Below are 19,903 nucleotides of genomic sequence, written 5' to 3' on the forward strand. Positions count from 1 at the left end.
CTCTATTTGCGGAACTGATGAACGTGTCCCTTCTTATAATAATGCAATAGGTCGTATTGTAAGAGGTAATAGCGTGGTTGGTACAGCGTGGGCAACAAAAAATAATAAGTTTGTTACGGCAGGTCATTGTTTTAAAAATGGAACGGACAATTTAACCCTGGAATTTAATGTGCCTTTTTCGAACACCCATAAGTCAATAGTTCAGCAACTTCGTAACTCATTTTTAGCATTAGCAATTTAACAACTATTCTTGATGTTTGGTAAATAAAATCGATGGTGAATTGGGACTATATTTCCCCGCGAAGAGATTTAGAAACCACTTCTGATTTGGAATTAACATGAAGCTTTTTGTAAATGTTCTTAATATGATGGCGAATTGTTTCAATTGAATTGTTCATTTGTGAGGCTATCATTTTATAGCTTGACCCATCAACTAAACATGCAACAACTTGTTTTTCTTTTTCAGTTAAGTGAGTATTTTGTTTTAATATTTTATGCGGACTAAAATATTCTAAAACTGCACGGGCAATTTGTGGAGACATTGGAGAGCCTCCTGAAGCTACTTCCTCTATCGCCTCTTTAATTTTAGGTAAAGGTGTGTTCTTTAAAAGATACCCGGTAGCACCGGCACAAATGGATTGGAAAATTTTATTGTGATCATCATATACCGTAAGCATTATAATATCAACATCAGGAATTTTTTCCTTTATCAATTTCATTCCAACAATGCCAGAAATTCCTGGAAGACCAATATCAAGTAACAATACATCCGGAGGATTGTTAAAATCCACTTGCTTCATAAATTCCTGCACAGAATCCGAAGCAACTTCGCAAAGAAAATTCGGCTGGGTTTTAAGAAATTCTTTCAATGCTTCCCGAATTTCTTTTATATCTTCTATGATGGCAATTGAAATCACACTAAAAATTACTTTTCTATTCATAATTGCACAATCCCATATTTGTGTGATAGAGTTTCAATTGTAATTTTTTATTTCTTAATCAAAAATTACCTGAACAGCATAAATTCAATTTTCCCTACTTAATACAATCCTTCTGTTAAATTTCTTTTCTTTCTAAATAAATTGTAAATCCTTTATGATTTATAAGATCCAGTTTGCCTTCAATACGTGCAGCCCGCATTTTCATGTTCTTCAAACCATTTCCTTTATAATCTATTGAGGTATCCAGACCAATACCATCATCGGAGATCTTCAAAATGAATTTATCTTCCTCATTTTTCATAATTACAAATACATTTTTTGCCTTTGAATACTTTGATAAATTATTCAGCGCTTCTTTAAAGATTAAATAAATATTCTGACGCAGATCCACAGACATTTTTTTTCTAAAATTCAGATTCTCAGTTTTAAAATCGATTTCAATATCCTGATCATTTAATAAGTTAAAAGCAAAATCGCGCATTCTATCAACAAGGTTACCAATTGAATCATTCCTGGAATCAATAGACCAGATTACATCGCTCATCGTGCTAACTATTTCGCGGCTTGTTAATTCAATTTTATTAAGTTTCTGCTTTATCCTAAAAATTTCCGAATCGTTGTAAGCCAATCCTGCATTTAGTGAAATTTTAGTCAATGAGGAGCCAACTTCATCATGTAAATCGCAGGCGATTCTAATGCGTAATCTTTCTAATTCTAAAATTCTTTTTGTGCGTACTTTATAAATAATAAATAAGATTATTGATATACCTAAAACTAAAAGTATCCTAAACCACCAGGTCATCCAATACGGTGGAGTAACAATAATTTTCCAAAAAGCGATTTGATCATTCCACACACCATCGTTATTAGAGCCTTTTACCTGCAGAATATAAGTTCCAGGATTTAAATTAGTATAACTTGCAAACCTGTTTCCACCGGAATTAATCCAGGACTTATCAAAACCTAACATTCGATACATATACAAATTATTTTTCGGTTCAGTAAAATCAAGCGCAGCAAATTCAAAGGTTAGAAAATTTTCGAAATATGAAACTGTAAGTTGATTATTATGAAAGTCAATTTTATTCTTGTCAAGGATATTATTCCATAGTTTAATTTTGGTAAACTGAATTTGTGGAAGATGCTGGTTATCCTTAATGCTGTCTGGAAAGAAATAATTAATACCATTTATTCCGCCAAAAAACATTTCCCCGGTATTGCTACGGTAATATGCACCTTGATTAAACTCTGCACTCTGAATTCCATCATCAATATTATAATTTTTAAAAATATTTGTCTTAGGATTAAATTTAGAAATTCCTTTATTAGTGCTCAACCAGATGTTATTATTTTTATCACCAAGCACTCCATAAATAATATTATTTGGTAAGCCATCTTTTTCAGTAAACTGGATTATCTTACCGGTTGTTTTATCCAACTTATTCAATCCAATGTCTGTACCTAACCAAAGAAATCCTTTTACATCTTCATAAATAGACATAACCGAATTATTACTTAAGCTATTTGGATCGCCCGGTTTGTTTTTATAATGCGTGAAAGTATTATTATTCTTATCAAACTTATCTAATCCACCGCCATACGTTCCAATCCATATAATTCCTTCTTTGTCTTCATAAACATCCAGCACAGCATTATTGCTAAGGCTATTTATATTTTGGAAATCATTCAGATAATGGCAAAACTTATTTTCCTTTTTGTTAAATCGGTTCAATCCCCCGGCTGTGCCTGCCCAAATATCACCATTTTTATCCTCCATTAAAATCCATACATAGTTATGGCTTAAACTATTCTTGTTATTTGCTTCATTTGCGTAATGATAAAATCTATTTGTTTTCTTATCAAATTTATTTATGCCTCCACCAAATGTAGCGATCCAAAGGAATCCTTCCCGATCCTCAATAATTGAAGAAACTGCATCATGACTAATGCTAAATGGATTTTGTGAATCCTGGTGGTAATTATGGAATTTATTTTTATTCCTGTCATACCGATCCAATCCTTTTCCATCAGTTCCAATCCAAATAATTCCATCTTTATCCTGAAAGATTGACCAAACAGAATTATAACTTAAACTATTTTTATCTTTTGGATTGGAAAAATAATGGTGAAATTTAGTACGGTTCTTCAGGCACTTATTCAGTCCACCGTCTGCTGTTCCTAACCAAATCAAATCAGAACCATCTTCATAAATGCATCTGATATGATTACTGCTAATGCTCATTTGATTGGCAGGATCATTTTTAATATGAACAAATTCATTTGAATTATTTTTAAGGAAATTTAATCCATTGTCAGTTCCAATCCAGTGATCTCCATTTTCATCTTCTAAAATTGAATAAATAAAATTATTGCTAACACTATGAATATCATTTGGATTATGAGCGAACCGGATAACTTCTTGTGTTGAAGGATCGAACTTATTTATTCCGCCGACGTAAGTTCCTATCCAAATTATTCCATTTCTATCAATAGAAAGCGTTTTAATTTTATTATCACTTTGTGATTTTCCATCGCCAGGAATATTTAATATGTGTTGAAATTTATAAGAAGTTCTATCAAACTTGTTCAGTCCTTCTTCGGTACCTACCCATAAGTTTCCATTCTTATCCTCGCAAATGGAATTAACAATATTACTGCTTAAACTAAATTTATCATTTTCATTAAAATGGAAGTGGGTAAAAGAACTGGAATTATGTTCAAGTAGATTTAATCCACAACCTTGCGTACCTATCCACAGATTGTTAAACCTGTCTTCATAAATAGATGTAACAATATTGTAATTAAAATTAGGTATATCCCCCTGCATATTTTTGAAGTGAATAAATGATTCGGAAATAGGATCGAATTTTTCTAATCCACCGCCCTGTGTACCTAACCAAAGATTATTCTCTCTATCTTCATAAATACAAATTACATTATTGTTACTTAAACTATTTTCATCGAACGGATTATTTGTATAAACAGTAAAGCCATATCCATCAAATTTATTTAAGCCATCTTGCGTACCAATCCAAAGATATCCATTGTGGTCTTGAAGTATGCAATTGATCTGGGATTGAGATAAGCCGTCTTCGATTGTGTACTTTTTAAATTTGAAGACGGATTGACTGAATAAAAACTCAGTGCTTAAGAAAATAATTATTAATATTTTTTTTGTAAGAAACAGAAATAATTTTCCAAAAAGCTTTGTTGGAATATAGCAAAAGAAAATCTTATATAATTTAAAAAAGCATCCCAAATCAAATATTTTTAGGATGACTTCTAATAAAGGCTACATTTAATTATCTTTGAACTGCGCGATCAAAATTATCTGAGGTTATATGAAAAAACTCTTTTTACTTATTTCCTTAACTTTCATTTTTTGGGGATGTGGTTCTTCTGATAAGAAAACACTTTTAGAACAATTAGCAATTGAGGTTAAAGATACAACGCGGGCTTTTTCTTATACAAATAAAAAATTTGGATTTTATTTTGGTGAAACAAATTCTTATTTCAAAGATAGCTGGCAAGGTTGGACACTAAAGGAACAAAGAATTTTTAATGATTACCAGATTTTTGCCAATGGTAATTTACTTGAAAGAAATAAATCGACAGCAACAGTTTATCCACACATTTTAAAAAGAGATTATAACAATCTGCTGGAAGAATTATTTTTTGCAGATAGTCTTGATCTTATCATTCTCAAATTGAAAAATATAAATTCCGAAGGAATCGAAATTAAATTTTTAGGTTTGAATTCTGATGGAAAAGTAGCAATCAGGGATAATGTTGCCAGTTTTAATTTGAATAATATATTACCCGGCAATCACCTTTTCATTGCAGCGGATAGTAAACTAAATACTTCTTCAGATAAACTTGCATTTGAAACTACCGGTAAAGATTCACTAACTATTCTTATTTACATTTCATCATCATCTGTTGAAGTTCAAAATCTTTTGCAACAAAAGGATAGAATAATTTCTAACAAAGAAACTAGAATTGAAAAACTTCTAAATGCAAGTTACATTAAAACAAATGATGAGAAATTTAATAAAGCTTTAATGTGGGCTAAGGTTTCACTTGATGCTTTAATTACTACGCAGGATTATAAAGGTATTTGGGCAGGTCTCCCCTGGTTTAACAACAATTGGGGACGGGATACGTTTATTTCTTTACCGGGCGCCACACTGGTTACGGGAAATTATCAAGATGCTAAAGAAATACTACTTGCCTTCGCTAAATTTCAGGATAACAACCCAGCGAGCAAATACTATGGCAGGATCCCAAACAGAATTACATTAAAAGAATCAATTTACAACACGGTTGATGGAACACCCTGGTTTATCATCCAATGCTATAATTATTTTTATTACACTAACGATTTGGAATTTATTAAGGAAGTATATCCCGTTGTTAAAATAGCTGTGGAAGCAGCATTAAAAAGATCAACTGATAATAATGGATTTTTAATGCATGCCGATGCAGAAACCTGGATGGATGCAGTTGGACCGAATGGACCATGGTCTCCGCGTGGAAATCGTGCAGTTGATGTGCAGGCATTGTGGTATAAACAATTATTATGCAGTTATGAAATAGGAAGAATTCTAAAAGATACAACCTTTGCGAATACTTCGATGGTGGCAGCTTATCGCCTTCGAACAAACTTTCAAAAATTTTTTGTAGATACAACCAAAAATATTATTTATGATAGATTAAAGGAAGATGGGACTAAAGACCACTCTGAAAGACCAAATCAATTTTTTGCTTTGAATGAACCAGATCTGTTTACTACATCATTACAAAGATTGAAAATACTTGGAAACGCAATGCAGGTAGTTGTATTTCCATATGGTGTTACTTCGCTTTCTCAGAATGATGAAAATTTCCATCCATATCATGATTACAAACCTTATTACGTAAAAGATGCCGCATACCACAATGGAATAATCTGGCAGTGGAATTCTGGTTCAGTTGTTCAAACCCTTTGTGGATTTGGAAAGCAGGATACAGCTTGGAAATTAACTTCAGAATTAACTCATCAAATTTTAGATCGTGGTGCAGTTGGAACTTTAGCAGAATTGATGGAAGCGTTTCCGCGTCAGGGGGAAAAGGAGCCGAGGTTGAGCGGAACATTTAGTCAGGCATGGAGCTTAGCAGAATACATAAGAAATATTTACCAGGATTATCTTGGCGTTAAACCAGATGCTTACCATAAAGCGCTTTATCTTTTGCCTACTCTACCAAATGATTTGACCGACATTGAATTTGATCAAAGAGTTGGAAATGATAAAGTAAAAATAAAATATAATTTTACAAATGAGCTAAACAGAATTACGGTCAATGCAGTTTCCGTTAAAGACAGTTTAGATATTGCAGCGGCAATTTTGAACAAAGCAGATGCAAGCTTTCAGATGAAAACCTCATTGAAAAAAAATGATAATCTGGTAATTGAAGTTCCAACTCATTCAAATACCTTAAGTGATTTGAAAGTCTTTAGGAACCAACAACGAATTTCAATTTCTTGCCAGATTTATAATGAACCTCCGGCTAATTTTGCACTTTATCAGAATGTGAAGTTTGCTGTCCCTTTCCTTAATAGAAATTTAAAAGCTTTGAAAGGACCAGAATATAAACTCCTTACTAACAATGAAATAAAAATTGAAGATGAAAATTCCACTACAATATTTAATTTGTCTGATCCCGAAAAAGATGAAGAATATAAATATCCACTAAATCCAAATTTTGCTGCTGGAATTTTGGACATAATTCATTTCTCGTTGAAAGAAGATTCTGATAATTATTTTTTTGCATTGAAGTTTAGGAAACTTGCTAATCCAGGCTGGCATAACGAATATGGATTCCAATTGACGTATGCAAGTATTTGTCTCAACACAAATTCCAATGAAAAAAATACTACAGACGTAAAATTAAATTCTGGTTATAAACTACCAATACTTAGAAGCTTTGATAGGCAAATAAATGTTGGAGGAGGAATTGAAATAAAAGATGGAAGTGGAAAAATAATAGCAGCATATCTACCAGATGCTGAAGATATAAAAAATCCTTTGGGTAATGTGAAATCAAACATCATCAACTTTTCAATTCCTAAGAAAATGATTGGAACAATAAATGGGAAATCTGTCATTTCAATTTTAGTCGGTGCACAGGATGATCATGGCGGTGCTGGTGCTGGTGAATTTAGAACTGTTGATCAGAAAGCAACAGAATGGACAGGTGGTGGAAAGAAAAAAAAATCAGATCATAATATTTATGATTTCCTTTTGATTAATTGAATAATCATTGAATAGTAAAATTGTTTTAAAAATAAGGATCGACTAAAATGAAAAAAATATTCTTTCTTTTATTACTAATTTCTTTAGGATCAACTTCATTTCCACAAGAGAAATTAGTTTTAAGTGCAGATTACATTCCTCATTCAGATACATCACTTATCTTCCTACCAAAAGATTATTCACTTGAAAAAACTTATCCACTAGTATTTTTGCTTCATGGATGGAGTGGAAATTATAAGCACTGGAATGAACTGACCGATGGATTACAGAAATATTCTGATAAATATGATTTCATTTTAGTATGTCCTCATGGCTTTTATGATTCATGGTATATCGATAGCCCGGTAAATCCAAAATCCCAAATGGAAACCTTCTTTATCAAGAATCTCATCCCTGCCATTCTGGAAAAGTATAAAGTAAATAAGGAGAATATTTTTATAACTGGACTTAGTATGGGTGGACATGGAGCTTATTTTCTGTTTTTGAAACATCAGGACTTATTTAAAAGCGCTGGAAGTTTAAGTGGAATTTTAGATATTACAGAATTTCCGAATCGCTGGAGTATGGTAAATGCATTTGGTAAAACTGATTCGATTCCAGATGTATGGAAGAATAGTTCTGTGTATAATCTTCTAGATAGCCTTAAAGATAAAAACCGAGAATTTATTTTTAGCTGCGGCACAGAAGATTTTGCTTACGGAGTGAATAAAAAATTCTACGAAAAATGTTTACTTAAGAAACTTAAAGCTACATTCATTTCAAATCCTGGTTTACATAGGGCGGATTATTGGAAAAATAATATTGAATGCCAGCTTTCGTTCTTCCGGAAATTAGTTGAAAAATAAATTAAATAAGATTGAACTTTTACCTTATACTCATTCGTCTAACGAATAGTAACAACAATTTTAGGTGATAAAATGCAGAAGAAATTATATCGATCAAGAACCGATAAAATGTTAGGGGGCGTATGCGGTGGTTTAGGTGAGTATTTTGAATTCGATCCGGTTTTAATAAGAGTTATGTTTGTTGCAGCTACCTTTCTATCAGGGATTGGAGTTATTGCTTATTTTCTTCTTTGGGTAATAGTTCCATTTGAATATACAAGTCCAATCATTACACCAGAAACACCTGTAAGCGATCCTAATGCTGCACCTCATCTAAACACAAAACAGAACAATAATAAAAGTGTAATAGCAGGGTTAATACTTATTGTAATTGGTGGATTGTTTTTAGCGGACAACTTTTTACCATTCTTTCATTTTTGGGATTTTTGGCCAATGATTTTCGTAGCCATTGGTATTGGACTATTACTAAAAGCACCCAGGAAGTAATTAACAGGAGAAATGAAAATGAAGTCGAAACATGTATTTTGGGGAACACTTTTTTTAACTATTGGTGTATTAATTTTAATAAATAATTTTACATCATTTAACTTTAATTGGAATTTCGTATGGAACCTCTGGCCCCTTGTTTTGGTTGTAATCGGGCTTTCCTTTTTTATGCGAACTTCTGAATACAGATGGATTCTTGTTGGCATTGCTGCACTTTTGGTAGGAGCAGTTCTTTTTGCTGGTTATAAAAATATATCCGATTTTTTCCATCCGAATTATTCAGATGATGAATACGAGGTGGAATATTTCAAGCATCCTTACCAGGAAGGAATTAAAAAAGCAAATCTTTCAGTTAATGCTGGTGTAGGATATTTAAAAATTACTGATACAACAGATGAGTTAATTGATGCAATGACTAAAGGCAGTTTCGGTAATTATACTTTTCAAAATAATGTAACTGATGAAAGCGCAGATTTATATCTTGAAATGGAGGAAAAGCATTTCCGCTGGAATCTTGATTTTAAGAAAAATTATGTGGAAATAAAGCTTAATCCAAATCCTGTCTGGAACATGGATTTTGAAGTTGGTGCAGAAGGAGTTGATTTGGATTTAACACCATTTAAAATTGCTGATCTTTCATTAAAATCTGGAGTTTCATCAATTAAGATTAAACTTGGGGATAAATCCGAGAACACACACCTCAAATTTAACTCTGGCGTATCAAAACTGTGGATTAATATTCCCAAGGATGTTGGGTGCGAAATAATTTCTAATACAGAATTAACTAAAAAGAAGTTTGTAGGATTTACAAAAGTTGATCAGAATAATTATCATACAGAAAATTTTAATTCTTCAGCTAAAAAGATAACAATAGATTTAGACGTGGATGTTTCTAATGTAATTGTAGAAAGGTACTGATTCAAAACTTGTAATTTCTAAATTTCATTCCATCCTGGTTTTTCAATCGCTTTGGTATCCAGAAATATTTTTCCATTAGAACACAACCATCATTATTAAATTCAACTCCTTCAGAACGGAGGAGTTCCTGCATTAAATCAGAACTACCGAAATGAATTTTCCCCGTTAATGCACCAAATCTATTTACAACGCGATGACAAGGTAAACCAGAATCCTTTGCACCATTTAATGCCCAACCAACGGTTCTTGCAGATGATTTCAAACCGCAAACTTCAGCAATTGCTCCATAAGTAGTTACTTTTCCATAAGGAATTTTGGCAACTACTTTATAAACCCTGTCAAAAAAATCTTCTTTCCTATACTTTTTTATCTTCGCTTTATTTATGTCTTTTTTCATTTTGCAAAAACGCATTATAATAATCTAAAAAGCAACTTAAACTTATCATCACAATAAAATCATTTCCATTTCACTTATTATTTTAATATCACTCCGCAATCATCAATCAGCATTCCGAATTACAATCATTCTCCCATAACTTTTATGATCAATCTTTTTCTTCTTTGTCCATCAAATTCAGCGTAATAAATTTGCTGCCAGGGACCAAAATCGAGTTTACCATTAGTAACTGGTACAATAACTTCGTGATGGATTAGCAAGCTCTTTAAATGGGCATCTCCATTATCTTCACCAGTATGATGATGCTTATAATTTGGATTAAACGGGGCAAGTTTCTCCAGCCATTCATCAATATCCTGTATAAGTCCGTACTCGGCATCATTTACATAAACACCCGCAGTAATATGCATTGCTGAGACTAAAATCATTCCTTCTTTTATTCCGCTTTTTTCTAAAATCTTTTCTACTTCACTGGTTATGTTTAAATATTCCCTTTTCTTTTTTGTATTAAACCAGAGATATTCAGTTTGAGTTTTCATTTTAATTATTCCCAAATTTTAACAGAAATGCTCTAATAAATTTATTCAGATCACCATTCATTACTCCTTGTGTGTCTGAAGTTTCTACATCGGTGCGATGATCCTTTACCATATTGTAAGGATGGAAAACGTACGAACGGATCTGACTTCCCCATTCAATTTTCAATTTTGATTTTTCAATTTCATCCAACTCTGCATTTTGCTTTTCTCTTTCCATTTGATAAAGTTTTGATTTAAGAAGTTTCATCGCATTGGATCTATTCTGAAGCTGCGAACGTTCACTCTGGCAGGCAGCAACAAGTCCTGTTGGAATATGAGTCATACGAACTGCAGTTTCCACTTTGTTAACGTTTTGTCCTCCCTTTCCGCCAGAACGATAAGTATCTATTCTTACATCAGCAAGGTTTATTTCTATTTCAATTGTATCATCCACTTCAGGAATTACAAATACAGAAGCGAATGAAGTATGTCTCCTTTTGTTCGAATCAAATGGAGAGATTCTTACCAACCTATGAACACCATTTTCAGCCTTAAGGTAACCGTAAGCGTATTCCCCTTCAACTTCAATTGTTGCACTTTTAATTCCAGCGCCATCTCCTTCAAGAATATCAATCAAAGTCATTTTAAAACCATTCTGTTCTCCGTATCGCAGGTACATTCGCATCAGCATCTCTGCCCAATCCTGTGCCTCTGTTCCACCTGCACCTGAATGAATTGTAAGAATTGAATTTTTATTATCATCTTTTCCGCTGAGCATGTTTTTAAATTCAAGATTTTCCAGAGTATCTTTAAGAGAATTTAATTCCTGGTGAATATCTTGAAGAAACGATTCGTCTTCTGCGGATTGAGCTAATTCTATTATCTCTCTAATTGATTCTTCTTTCTTATTTAGTTCGCTCCACATTTCAACCCAATACTGAAGCGATTTAATCTCTTGTAGAATTTTTTGTGCGGATTGCTGATCGTTCCAAAAATTTGATTCTTCTGTTTTTAAGGATAAAACTTTTATTCTTTCGTCTTTTGAATCTAATTTAAAGATAACCTCTTAAATTGGTAACTCTTAACTTATAATCTGAAAGCTGTTTTAATTCTTCTTCGTACATGGCGTGATTTATCCCTTTTTATTTTTATTAAATATTATATTGTTGAGTCCACTTCAATTTCTAATCTAAGCAAAGCAGCGGCTAAAGTTTTTCCTTGAGCATCGTGCATTAATGAAACAGTACCGCCGCCGCCAAGAGTATCGTGCAATAGAAAATTTAGTGCTCTGATATTTGGTAATTCAAATCTTTCAACTTTGCCAAAGCAAATTCCTTTAAAATGATTCTTAACAATTTCTGCGGTAAGATACTTTTCAATAATTTTGTAGCCTTTTTCTTCAAAAGCAATTATTCCAATGTTAGCAGCATTTCCTTTATCACCGCTTCTTCCGTGGGTTATTTCTATTAACTTCACTTTCATTTTAAATTTCTGTTTATATTAAAATCCAATATCCAATTTACAAAAACCTAAAAAAATTCAAATTACAAATTCAAGGCTAATCAATTATCTTTATAACCGGTTGAACTAATTCTTTTGGAATCAGTGCTGGCCAATATGCAACAACTTCGGTTGGTTTTGGTCTGCCGCCTGCAAATCCAGTTACACTTGGTGGTCCAGTTAAAATTAATGGAGCAATTTCTTTCCCAAATCTTTCAACCGAATTGTAATCCTTAGAACGTACCGCAATTCTCAACATAACCTCATTGATCTTCTCTTCATCAATTTCTTCCGCTAAAGGACCGTGGCATGAATTGTATCCAACAAACTCAGTTCGTATTTCTTCAAAATTAAGATGTAAATTCTCCAATCGTTTTCTTAAAATCTTATCAGCAGCTTTGGCTTTTGTTAATGCCTGGGGCCAGGAATATGTTAAAGTTCCAACTGCAGAATATCCATCAGAATAAGAGCAGGAAACTTTATAAAACTCAGTGGCAGGTTTTCCTTTAATGTTAAATACTCTAACTCTGTTTTCTCCCAAGTCTTCCAATTTAATTGATGTAAAATCAGCTACACAATCCGGCGTTATATAAATTTTCGGATCACCAATTTCGTAAACTAATTGTTCAGCTATCGTTTCAAAACTAACTTTACCACCAAGTGATTGATGTTTTGTTATTGTAAATTCTCCGTTTGGGTAAGCTTCTGCTATTGGAAAACCAATATCCTCCATTCTTTCAACTGATTCCCAATCACCTAAAAAATTTCCACCGGAAGCCTGGGCACCACATTCTAAAATATGCCCGGCAATTGTTCCCGCTGAAAGGAAATCAAAATCATTTTCACTCCAACCAAATTCATAAATCATTGGAGCTAAGGTTAATCCTGTATCAGTTGTTCTACCCGTTATTACAACATCTGCTCCCAGCTTTAAAGATTCAACAATCGGGAATGCTCCAAAATAAACATTAGCCGATAAAATTCTCTCTCGGAATGACTTAATGGATTCGCCCGTTTCCATATTGTTTAATTCGCAGCCAGACGAAATTATTTCATCAATTCTATCTTTAATATCATCACCAAGTACAACTGCAATTTTTAAATTTGTAATAGATAATGATTTTGCAACTTCAAGAACAGCTTCTGCACAAGCAATAGGATTTACTCCACCGCCATTTGTAATGATTTTAATTCCTTTTTGTTTACATGGTAAAAGAATTCTTTTCATCAATTCCGGAATGTCTTTGGCGTAACCAAGTTTTGGATTTTTATTTTTCTGTTTCTGAAGAATGGACATCGTAACCTCTGCAAGATAATCCATTACAAGATAATCGATTGGTCCTTCAACAACCTGCTTGAAAGGAGCATCAATTAAGTCGCCCCAAAAACCTTGTCCGGATGCAATTCTAATTTTTTCTTTCATTACTTTCAAAATATTTCTGGAAATAATATAACAAAATTATTATCAGTTGAAAAATTTTACCAGAACATTTGAAATTTCAGGAATATCATTTTCACTGTTTACATCAAACCACTTAATTCTTTCATCCTTCCTGAACCATGTCATCTGGCGCTTGGCAAATCGGCGGGTATTTCTTTTTATCAATTCAATTGCTCCTGCCAGAGATATTTCATTATTAATGAAAGATATTATTTCTTTATAACCAACTGTATTTAATGAATTCAATTTTTTACTATATCCTAAAGCAAAAACTTTTTTAACCTCATCAACCAAACCAATTGCAATCATTTTTTCTACTCTATCATTTATATTTGTATAAAGTATATCGCGTTTCCAGTTCAATCCAACTTGGATAAATTCAAAATCCAGCTCACGCTTATATTCATTCTGGTGCTTCCAAATAGGCTCACCTGTTAGGTGAAAAACTTCCAGCGCCCGCATTACTCTTTTCCAATTTTGGGGCAACATTTTTTCAGCACTTTGGGCATCAACTTTTTGCAATTGTTCATATAAATATTCTTTACCCATCGCATCCATTTTTTGTTTTAAGTCCAATCGGAATTCTTCATCTGTATCAACCGAATTGAAAATTCCATCTATCAATGCTTTGATGTACAATCCTGAACCACCAACAACAATTGGTATCTTCTTATGTAAGAATAGATTGTTAATCAAAGAAATTGCTTCAATTTCAAATTTGCTTACATTAAACTCTTCATCAGGATCTAAATAATTGATGAAGTGGTGTTTAACTGAATCTAATTCTTTATCTGACGGTTTGGCTGTTCCAATATTTAAATATTTAAAAACTTGCCGGCTATCAGCCGAAATAATTTCCGAAGTAAATTTTTGTGCAAGCAATAAACTAAGTTTTGTCTTACCGGAACAGGTGGGACCAACAATTACAATTACTTTTCTTTCCAACCTTCTTTACCAATTAATGGTACAAATGTAAATTGAGGAATATTTTCTATCTCGAAAGTTTCATCATCTTTTTTAGTAAGTATTTTTAGGGATTGAGATTTTCTATCACCAACTGGAATTACTAAACGTCCACCCACAGTTAATTGTTTTTTCAAATTTTCTGGTACAGTTGGGCTACCGGCAGTAACAATAATTCCATCGAACGGGGCAAATTCTGCCCAGCCAATTGTCCCATCTCCTAACCTGCATGCAACTCTAATTCCTAATTTATCAAATAGTTTTTGTGTTCTTAAAAAAATATCTGGTTGGCGTTCTATTGTAAAAACTTTAGCTCCCATCTTTTCTATAATAGCTGCCTGGTAACCTGATCCTGTTCCGACTTCTAATATTTTATAACCCGGACGTATCTTTAATGCTTGAGTCATAAATGCAACAGTGTATGGTTGCGAAATTGTTTGGTTGTAACCGATTGGTAAGGCAACATCTTTATATGCATTAGAAACCATAACACCTGGAATAAAAAGATGTCTTTCAACTTCATGCATTGCTTTTAGAACATTATTATCAGACACACCATTCCTGGAAATCTTCTCAATCAATTCTTTTCTTTCAGATTCATACATATTAAATCATAATTCTTTATTTTAACCAGCAGAAATTTAACCTTTATTTGCTTTAAATTAAACAACAACTTATTAACCAAACAGAATAATAGAAATGATAGAATCCTTAGTAAGTGCGTTACTTATAATGATGATGAGAGTTTGCGACGTTACAATTGGTACCGTCAGAACCATTCTTGTAATACAGGGAAGAAAATATTATGCAGGTATTGCAGGATTCTTTGAAGTGTTAATCTGGATATTTGCCATGCGATTTATAGTGCAACATCTTGATAATATTGTTAATCTTTTTGGTTATGCCACTGGTTTTGGTTTAGGAAATATTATTGGAATTACAATAGAGCAAAGGATTGGGATGGGGTTCCTCCAATTAAATGTTATCTCCCGGCATTTTACTGATAAAATTGCCGATGCTCTCAGAAGCGCACATATTGGTGTTACAATATTACCTGGTGAAGGTGGTGCAGGTGGAGTTTCTATTCTGGTTGTAGTAATTAAAAGGAAGCTACAAAGGAAAGTTATGAAAATTGTGGAGTCAATTGATCCACACGCTTTTATTTCTGTTCAACCATCAGTACCATACCGAGGTTACATTAACGGTGCAAGAAAATGAAAGAAATTACTGTTAATCTAAATTGTAATTTTAGGATTTTATAAAATGAAAAATGAATTTAAAGAAACATATTTAGTAATCGTTTTAATTTTGAATTTGCAATAAATGCTAATGGATTGTATATTTGAAGCAGATATTTTGATGAAATAGGTTCTTAAAAGAATGATTTTTATTGCGGGAGTAGCTCAGTTGGTAGAGCGCAACCTTGCCAAGGTTGATGTCGCGGGTTCGAGTCCCGTCTCCCGCTCAGAATCCACTTCCTGTGGATTTTTTTCCTTATAGAATTTAGCGCTTTACTTTTGATTAAGTTGAGATGTAAAGAGAAAGTCTGCAAAATCTTTTTTTAAAAACGAATAAGATTAAAACGGATATATCAGTTCGAAGTCAGAGTTCTTTATTTTTTTTTGGCGCTGTACCCAAGTGGCTTAAGGGGAAGGTCTGCAAAACCTTTATTCATCGGTTCGAATCCGATCGGCGCCTCAAGAAAGCTCGATTATACTTCATAATCGGGCTTTTTTAATGCCATCCCAAAAAACTAATATCCAGAAATACAACCATAAATAGGTCATAAGTCAGAATTTAGTCATAAAAATAGTCATAAGTATTTTCTGCTGTAGGTATCGAGAATCATGTGCATCAAATGCTTATGATAAATGAAGACAACCAACTTTACAAATGAAGTCTTAAAGAAAAAGCTAAATAATCATACAATAAAAACTGTTTACATAGATGATCAAACCAAGTATCAATATTACATTCCGTAATAAGGTGCCCCCGGTTTAAGCATATTTAATTTAACAACAGATGGAGGTAGAACAACCACTCCATTAGCATCAGTCATTTGACTTCTTACATAATAAAGAAAGTTTCCATTTCCCCATGCAAATGATAAGGCTGGCGATTCTAAAAGTATTCCAGAATACAATAGCCCGTTTGATTTATCCGAATTAACATAAACAATTGGTGATGGTAAATCTGTTGCAAGGTACATCTCACCGTCTGCAGCAAAGGTTAGGTCATTAACTATAAAATTTGCACCATAATTTTCGGAGAAATCAAAATAAGTTTCCGGTGTTCCGAGATCACCATTTGCATCAATAGGTAAACGCATTATCGTAGTCCTGGAATTAAGCTGGGCTGCTACATACAAATAAGTTATACCATTATTGATGAAAACTCGCATAGCTGTTACATTGTAATCAAACGGAAACGGGATATAACTTTTATCCTGTTTAATTCTATAAATATTAGCGTTTTTACCAGCTGCCCATAAATTTCCCAATGGATCAAAATCTATTTTCGAAATCTTAAGTGAGCTTGGTGCAAGAGCAACCCAGGAAGAGTTTTTAACACCGCCACCAGCAGGAATTGAAAATATTGCCTGTAAACCTCTAACGCCATATAGAACTCCATTTGTGCCGAACCTCATTGTTGTCCAGTAAGTTTCTCCACCTTTTGTAGAATAAACACTTGAAACACTATCTGGAGTAATTTGAACAACACCAATTGTTGAATTGTAAGAGAAAACGTTTTCCATTTTATCAACAATAACACTGGTTGGTTTATTTGTTATATCTTTTTTATCAGGGTAATAATCTTTAGCAGCCGCTTGAAGAACATAATCATATGTATTACTATATGGCACAGCAGAGTTTATACTAATCTTTATCTTTAATGAACCCCATACATTTGGAGAAACTACAGTCAACTGTGTTGGGGAGGCTGTAAGTATAGTTCCGGGTTTCTTACCAAAATATACCTTAACTGATGATGTATCTGATAAAAAGTTTTTACCAGCAATAGTTATGGTAGTTACTGCCGCTATTGCAGCATTTGGAGGATCTACCGAAGTGATCTCCGGTGTTGCTCCAATAGCGTCTGAAGAGTTGGAATAAAGACTTGGTGATACTTCATCCGAGCAGCCAACAAAATAAATCAATGAGGCAAATGCCAAAAGTATTGTTAATATGAATGTTTTAAATAATTGTTTTTTCATAATTTCTCCACAATTTTTTTCATCTATCTAGTTTTTACATCAATCGTAAATTACTTTAGATAGGATTTCTATTAAGCATATTAATTATCATGGCAACTGATAAAATGAAGATAAAAAATAATGCTCTAATATTTGAATAACCTTAAACAAGTAAATCAACCTTTAGCATATACGTGATATAGTATTTGCGTTTTAGTTTTTAATTACCGAATTATAATACACTTCTGATATGCAGTTTCATCTTTGCGATATTTCAACTCACCTGTAATTGGATCAATAAAGTCTGCAGTAACAGTGAAATGGACAATGTATACACCACTTACAACTACTTGTCCAGAAGAAGTATTTGAGTTCCATCTTTCATCACCGCTGCCGTTTTCGTGCTGGATAGTATTTATCAAATCTCCGTTTTCGGTAAATATCCTTATTGTACAATGTCCCGGTATATTCAGGAACATAATCTTATCGGGTTCACCTGGATATTGTAACAATGATGATCTGATGTTGTAAGGATTTGGAACAATCCTTATATCTGAAAGACTCTCTCCAGCTTGTCTCCTGAGATATGCGGCAATATTCGTTTTAGTAAAGAACCTACTGCTTAATAATTTTCCTGCAGGATTCGGTCCACCTGCTGCGTTATCACTTCCATCACTAAAAGCACAAAGATAATAATAATATGAGAATCCTCTCTTAGCTACTACATCATCATAACTGGCTGTACCTGGAGACAATGAAGCAACTTCGTCAAATGTTGTGTCGGGTGTACCGACAGATCGAAATATTTTATAACCGCCAAAACCAGATTTACCTTCGGAAGGACTTAGATTCCATGAGAGACTAATACGATCGCCACCTGATTTTACATCCAATAATGATGGAGGTTGTGGCGGTTGTGGGATATTGTAATTAAGTTGATAATTCCTTACTGCCCGGCTAAAAGTACTCATAATAGAATCTTTTCCAGTGTAAACCCAGGTATTTTTATAAACGTCCTTTTCAGTTGTTGTTGTTCCATCCGGTAAAGTGAATGGACCTTTATCACTTGAATTATTATAAGCCTGCATCCAGCGTTTACCAATTTGCCAGCAAGTATTGCGGTCCAATCCACTAACGCCTACTGCTAAAACAACTACTACGCTATCCCCAGGATTTATATCCCAAGGACCATAAGAAATCCAAAGTCCAGTGCCACCACCATCATTATGGACCTTCCAGGGATCTGATATTTTTGACATATAAACTTCATCCATGCGTTCGGTAGGATTACCACTGGTATTCCCTTTGTATGGCACACCGCTAAGGAAATTATATAAATCAGCTTGCTGTGGTGCTGTAGATGGAGACATATCGCCGAGGCTTGGATAAGTATCGCCGGCGTGCCAGCCAAGTACAGCCGGCTGATTGATATTATCTGATTTGTCTGAAGTTGTTTTATCTACATGGAGAGTTACAATTCCAGCGAACTGAGGTGAACTTAAGCGGCCTGTTTTTTTAACAATATCGGGCGAACCAATATTGTCATAATTATTTTCAGCTCTTTGTCCTGTCCATTCAAAACCAGCACGCAACCACTGAGGAAGTGGACTTGATTCAGTTAAACTTGAAACTTCATTGGCATGCAAAGGATAATCCTCACCGCGCCTTGTAGCCCAACTATGTTTACCATACTCCTGGTCATAACCCATCTTATCAGCACCTTCGCGGCATACACTATAGCGATTAAGAAATCCGAAACGGAATCCTTTCACCGGGGCATTAAGAACCTTCTTATTTTCCGCACTAACATATCCAGTATTCTTAAATGTATACTCAATTATAAAATAATTATCATGGTATTGCTGACTAAAAGCAAGGACGCGCCTTGTCATAGTAATACCCATCGAAGTATTTACAATGTTTGTTACTATTCTATCCGCAATCTGATTTTCATCTATGCTATCTACATCTGCAATATATGGAGCACTGATATTTACTCCATCTACATAGACTGTTGGATTAGCAAATTTTGCAGTTTGCTTTAGTACCATTGGAAAGACGGTAACTGCTGCATACGCGGTATTGATAGCATTGCAAAAGTTATCCCAATGTTGACCTTTGGAGTCGTTGAAATCCTGGCACCCAATGAATGTGCGTTCTATAACAGCATTATCCTGAAGGAGATAATCTGAAGGCCAGGTCAATCCTTCATAATAAACATTGTTCCATGCTCGTTCAGAGCCAACAGCAGTAAACTTGCTCTGAAGTGATCCTACCCTGATATAACGTGTTTGTGTTTCAGATACCTGAGCAGACAACTGAGGTATAATTGAAAACAAACAAATTCCTGCAACTAAAGTTATTAAGCATTTGTGTACACGAAACATTATGATACTCCATTTAATTAT

General features: G+C 33.6%; 17 protein-coding genes and 2 tRNA genes. 8 read left to right on the forward strand and 11 right to left on the reverse strand.

The window, feature by feature from the left end; genetic code table 11:
- On the forward strand, positions 1–241 hold a 241-nt coding region (locus NTX22_05775), incomplete at its 5' end, for a hypothetical protein (protein ID MCX6150014.1).
- A 46-nt stretch (positions 242–287) separates the two neighbouring features.
- Here the strand turns inward: NTX22_05775 and NTX22_05780 are convergent.
- Complete coding sequence (locus NTX22_05780; protein ID MCX6150015.1) at positions 288–941, reverse strand: response regulator transcription factor; 654 nt, start codon at positions 939–941, stop codon at positions 288–290.
- A gap of 115 nt (positions 942–1,056) precedes the next feature.
- Entirely contained in the window at positions 1,057–4,200 is a 3,144-nt protein-coding gene (locus tag NTX22_05785; GenBank protein ID MCX6150016.1) for a triple tyrosine motif-containing protein, read from the reverse strand.
- 82 nt (positions 4,201–4,282) lie between these two features.
- On the opposite strand from NTX22_05785, the gene NTX22_05790 reads away from it, so the two are divergent.
- The 4 genes from NTX22_05790 (at position 4,283) to NTX22_05805 (ending at position 9,483) form a co-directional block, all read left to right on the forward strand.
- A complete protein-coding gene (locus tag NTX22_05790; protein ID MCX6150017.1) occupies positions 4,283–7,234 on the forward strand; it encodes a GH116 family glycosyl hydrolase in 2,952 nt (983 codons plus the stop codon).
- Positions 7,235–7,281: 47 nt separating this feature from the next.
- Positions 7,282–8,079, forward strand: coding sequence for an alpha/beta hydrolase family protein (locus tag NTX22_05795; GenBank protein ID MCX6150018.1), 798 nt, complete (start codon positions 7,282–7,284; stop codon positions 8,077–8,079).
- 72 nt (positions 8,080–8,151) lie between these two features.
- On the forward strand, positions 8,152–8,565 hold the full coding sequence (locus NTX22_05800) for a PspC domain-containing protein (GenBank protein ID MCX6150019.1): 414 nt from the start codon (positions 8,152–8,154) through the stop codon (positions 8,563–8,565).
- An 18-nt stretch (positions 8,566–8,583) separates the two neighbouring features.
- Positions 8,584–9,483: a DUF5668 domain-containing protein gene (locus NTX22_05805; protein MCX6150020.1), complete on the forward strand. Its 900-nt coding sequence runs from the start codon at positions 8,584–8,586 to the stop codon at positions 9,481–9,483.
- A gap of 1 nt (position 9,484) precedes the next feature.
- Here NTX22_05805 and NTX22_05810 read toward each other — a convergent pair whose 3' ends face one another.
- From NTX22_05810 to NTX22_05840, 7 genes are all read right to left on the reverse strand, one after another.
- Positions 9,485–9,880, reverse strand: a complete 396-nt coding sequence (locus NTX22_05810) for an MGMT family protein (GenBank protein ID MCX6150021.1) — start codon at positions 9,878–9,880, stop codon at positions 9,485–9,487.
- Between the two features lie 125 nt (positions 9,881–10,005).
- The gene (locus NTX22_05815; protein ID MCX6150022.1) at positions 10,006–10,419 is read right to left on the reverse strand and encodes a secondary thiamine-phosphate synthase enzyme YjbQ; all 414 of its coding nucleotides are present in this window, start codon (positions 10,417–10,419) and stop codon (positions 10,006–10,008) included.
- A gap of 1 nt (position 10,420) precedes the next feature.
- Positions 10,421–11,458, reverse strand: a complete 1,038-nt coding sequence (gene prfB, locus NTX22_05820) for a peptide chain release factor 2 (protein MCX6150023.1) — start codon at positions 11,456–11,458, stop codon at positions 10,421–10,423.
- A 98-nt stretch (positions 11,459–11,556) separates the two neighbouring features.
- A complete protein-coding gene (locus NTX22_05825) occupies positions 11,557–11,880 on the reverse strand; it encodes a hypothetical protein (GenBank protein MCX6150024.1) in 324 nt (107 codons plus the stop codon).
- Positions 11,881–11,956: 76 nt separating this feature from the next.
- Complete coding sequence (locus tag NTX22_05830; GenBank protein ID MCX6150025.1) at positions 11,957–13,321, reverse strand: DUF1446 domain-containing protein; 1,365 nt, start codon at positions 13,319–13,321, stop codon at positions 11,957–11,959.
- 42 nt (positions 13,322–13,363) lie between these two features.
- Complete coding sequence (gene miaA, locus NTX22_05835) at positions 13,364–14,284, reverse strand: tRNA (adenosine(37)-N6)-dimethylallyltransferase MiaA (protein ID MCX6150026.1); 921 nt, start codon at positions 14,282–14,284, stop codon at positions 13,364–13,366.
- Positions 14,269–14,907, reverse strand: coding sequence for a protein-L-isoaspartate(D-aspartate) O-methyltransferase (locus NTX22_05840; protein ID MCX6150027.1), 639 nt, complete (start codon positions 14,905–14,907; stop codon positions 14,269–14,271). The genes miaA and NTX22_05840 overlap by 16 nt, the downstream gene beginning before the upstream one ends.
- 94 nt (positions 14,908–15,001) lie before the next feature.
- Between NTX22_05840 and NTX22_05845 the strand changes: the two genes are divergently transcribed.
- The 3 genes from NTX22_05845 (at position 15,002) to NTX22_05855 (ending at position 16,000) form a co-directional block, all read left to right on the forward strand.
- On the forward strand, positions 15,002–15,520 hold the full coding sequence (locus tag NTX22_05845) for a DUF5698 domain-containing protein (protein ID MCX6150028.1): 519 nt from the start codon (positions 15,002–15,004) through the stop codon (positions 15,518–15,520).
- Positions 15,521–15,694: 174 nt separating this feature from the next.
- Positions 15,695–15,767, forward strand: a tRNA-Gly gene (locus tag NTX22_05850).
- 159 nt (positions 15,768–15,926) lie between these two features.
- Positions 15,927–16,000: transfer RNA gene (locus NTX22_05855), tRNA-Cys, on the forward strand.
- 271 nt (positions 16,001–16,271) lie between these two features.
- On the opposite strand, the gene NTX22_05860 is transcribed toward NTX22_05855, so the two are convergent.
- Positions 16,272–17,516: an IPT/TIG domain-containing protein gene (locus tag NTX22_05860; protein ID MCX6150029.1), complete on the reverse strand. Its 1,245-nt coding sequence runs from the start codon at positions 17,514–17,516 to the stop codon at positions 16,272–16,274.
- Positions 17,517–17,719: 203 nt separating this feature from the next.
- Positions 17,720–19,882, reverse strand: a complete 2,163-nt coding sequence (locus NTX22_05865) for a hypothetical protein (protein MCX6150030.1) — start codon at positions 19,880–19,882, stop codon at positions 17,720–17,722.
- Positions 19,883–19,903: the final 21 nt, after the last annotated feature.

The sequence above is a fragment of the Ignavibacteriales bacterium genome (genome assembly GCA_026390815.1).
GTDB lineage: Bacteria > Bacteroidota > Ignavibacteria > Ignavibacteriales > SURF-24 > JAPLFH01.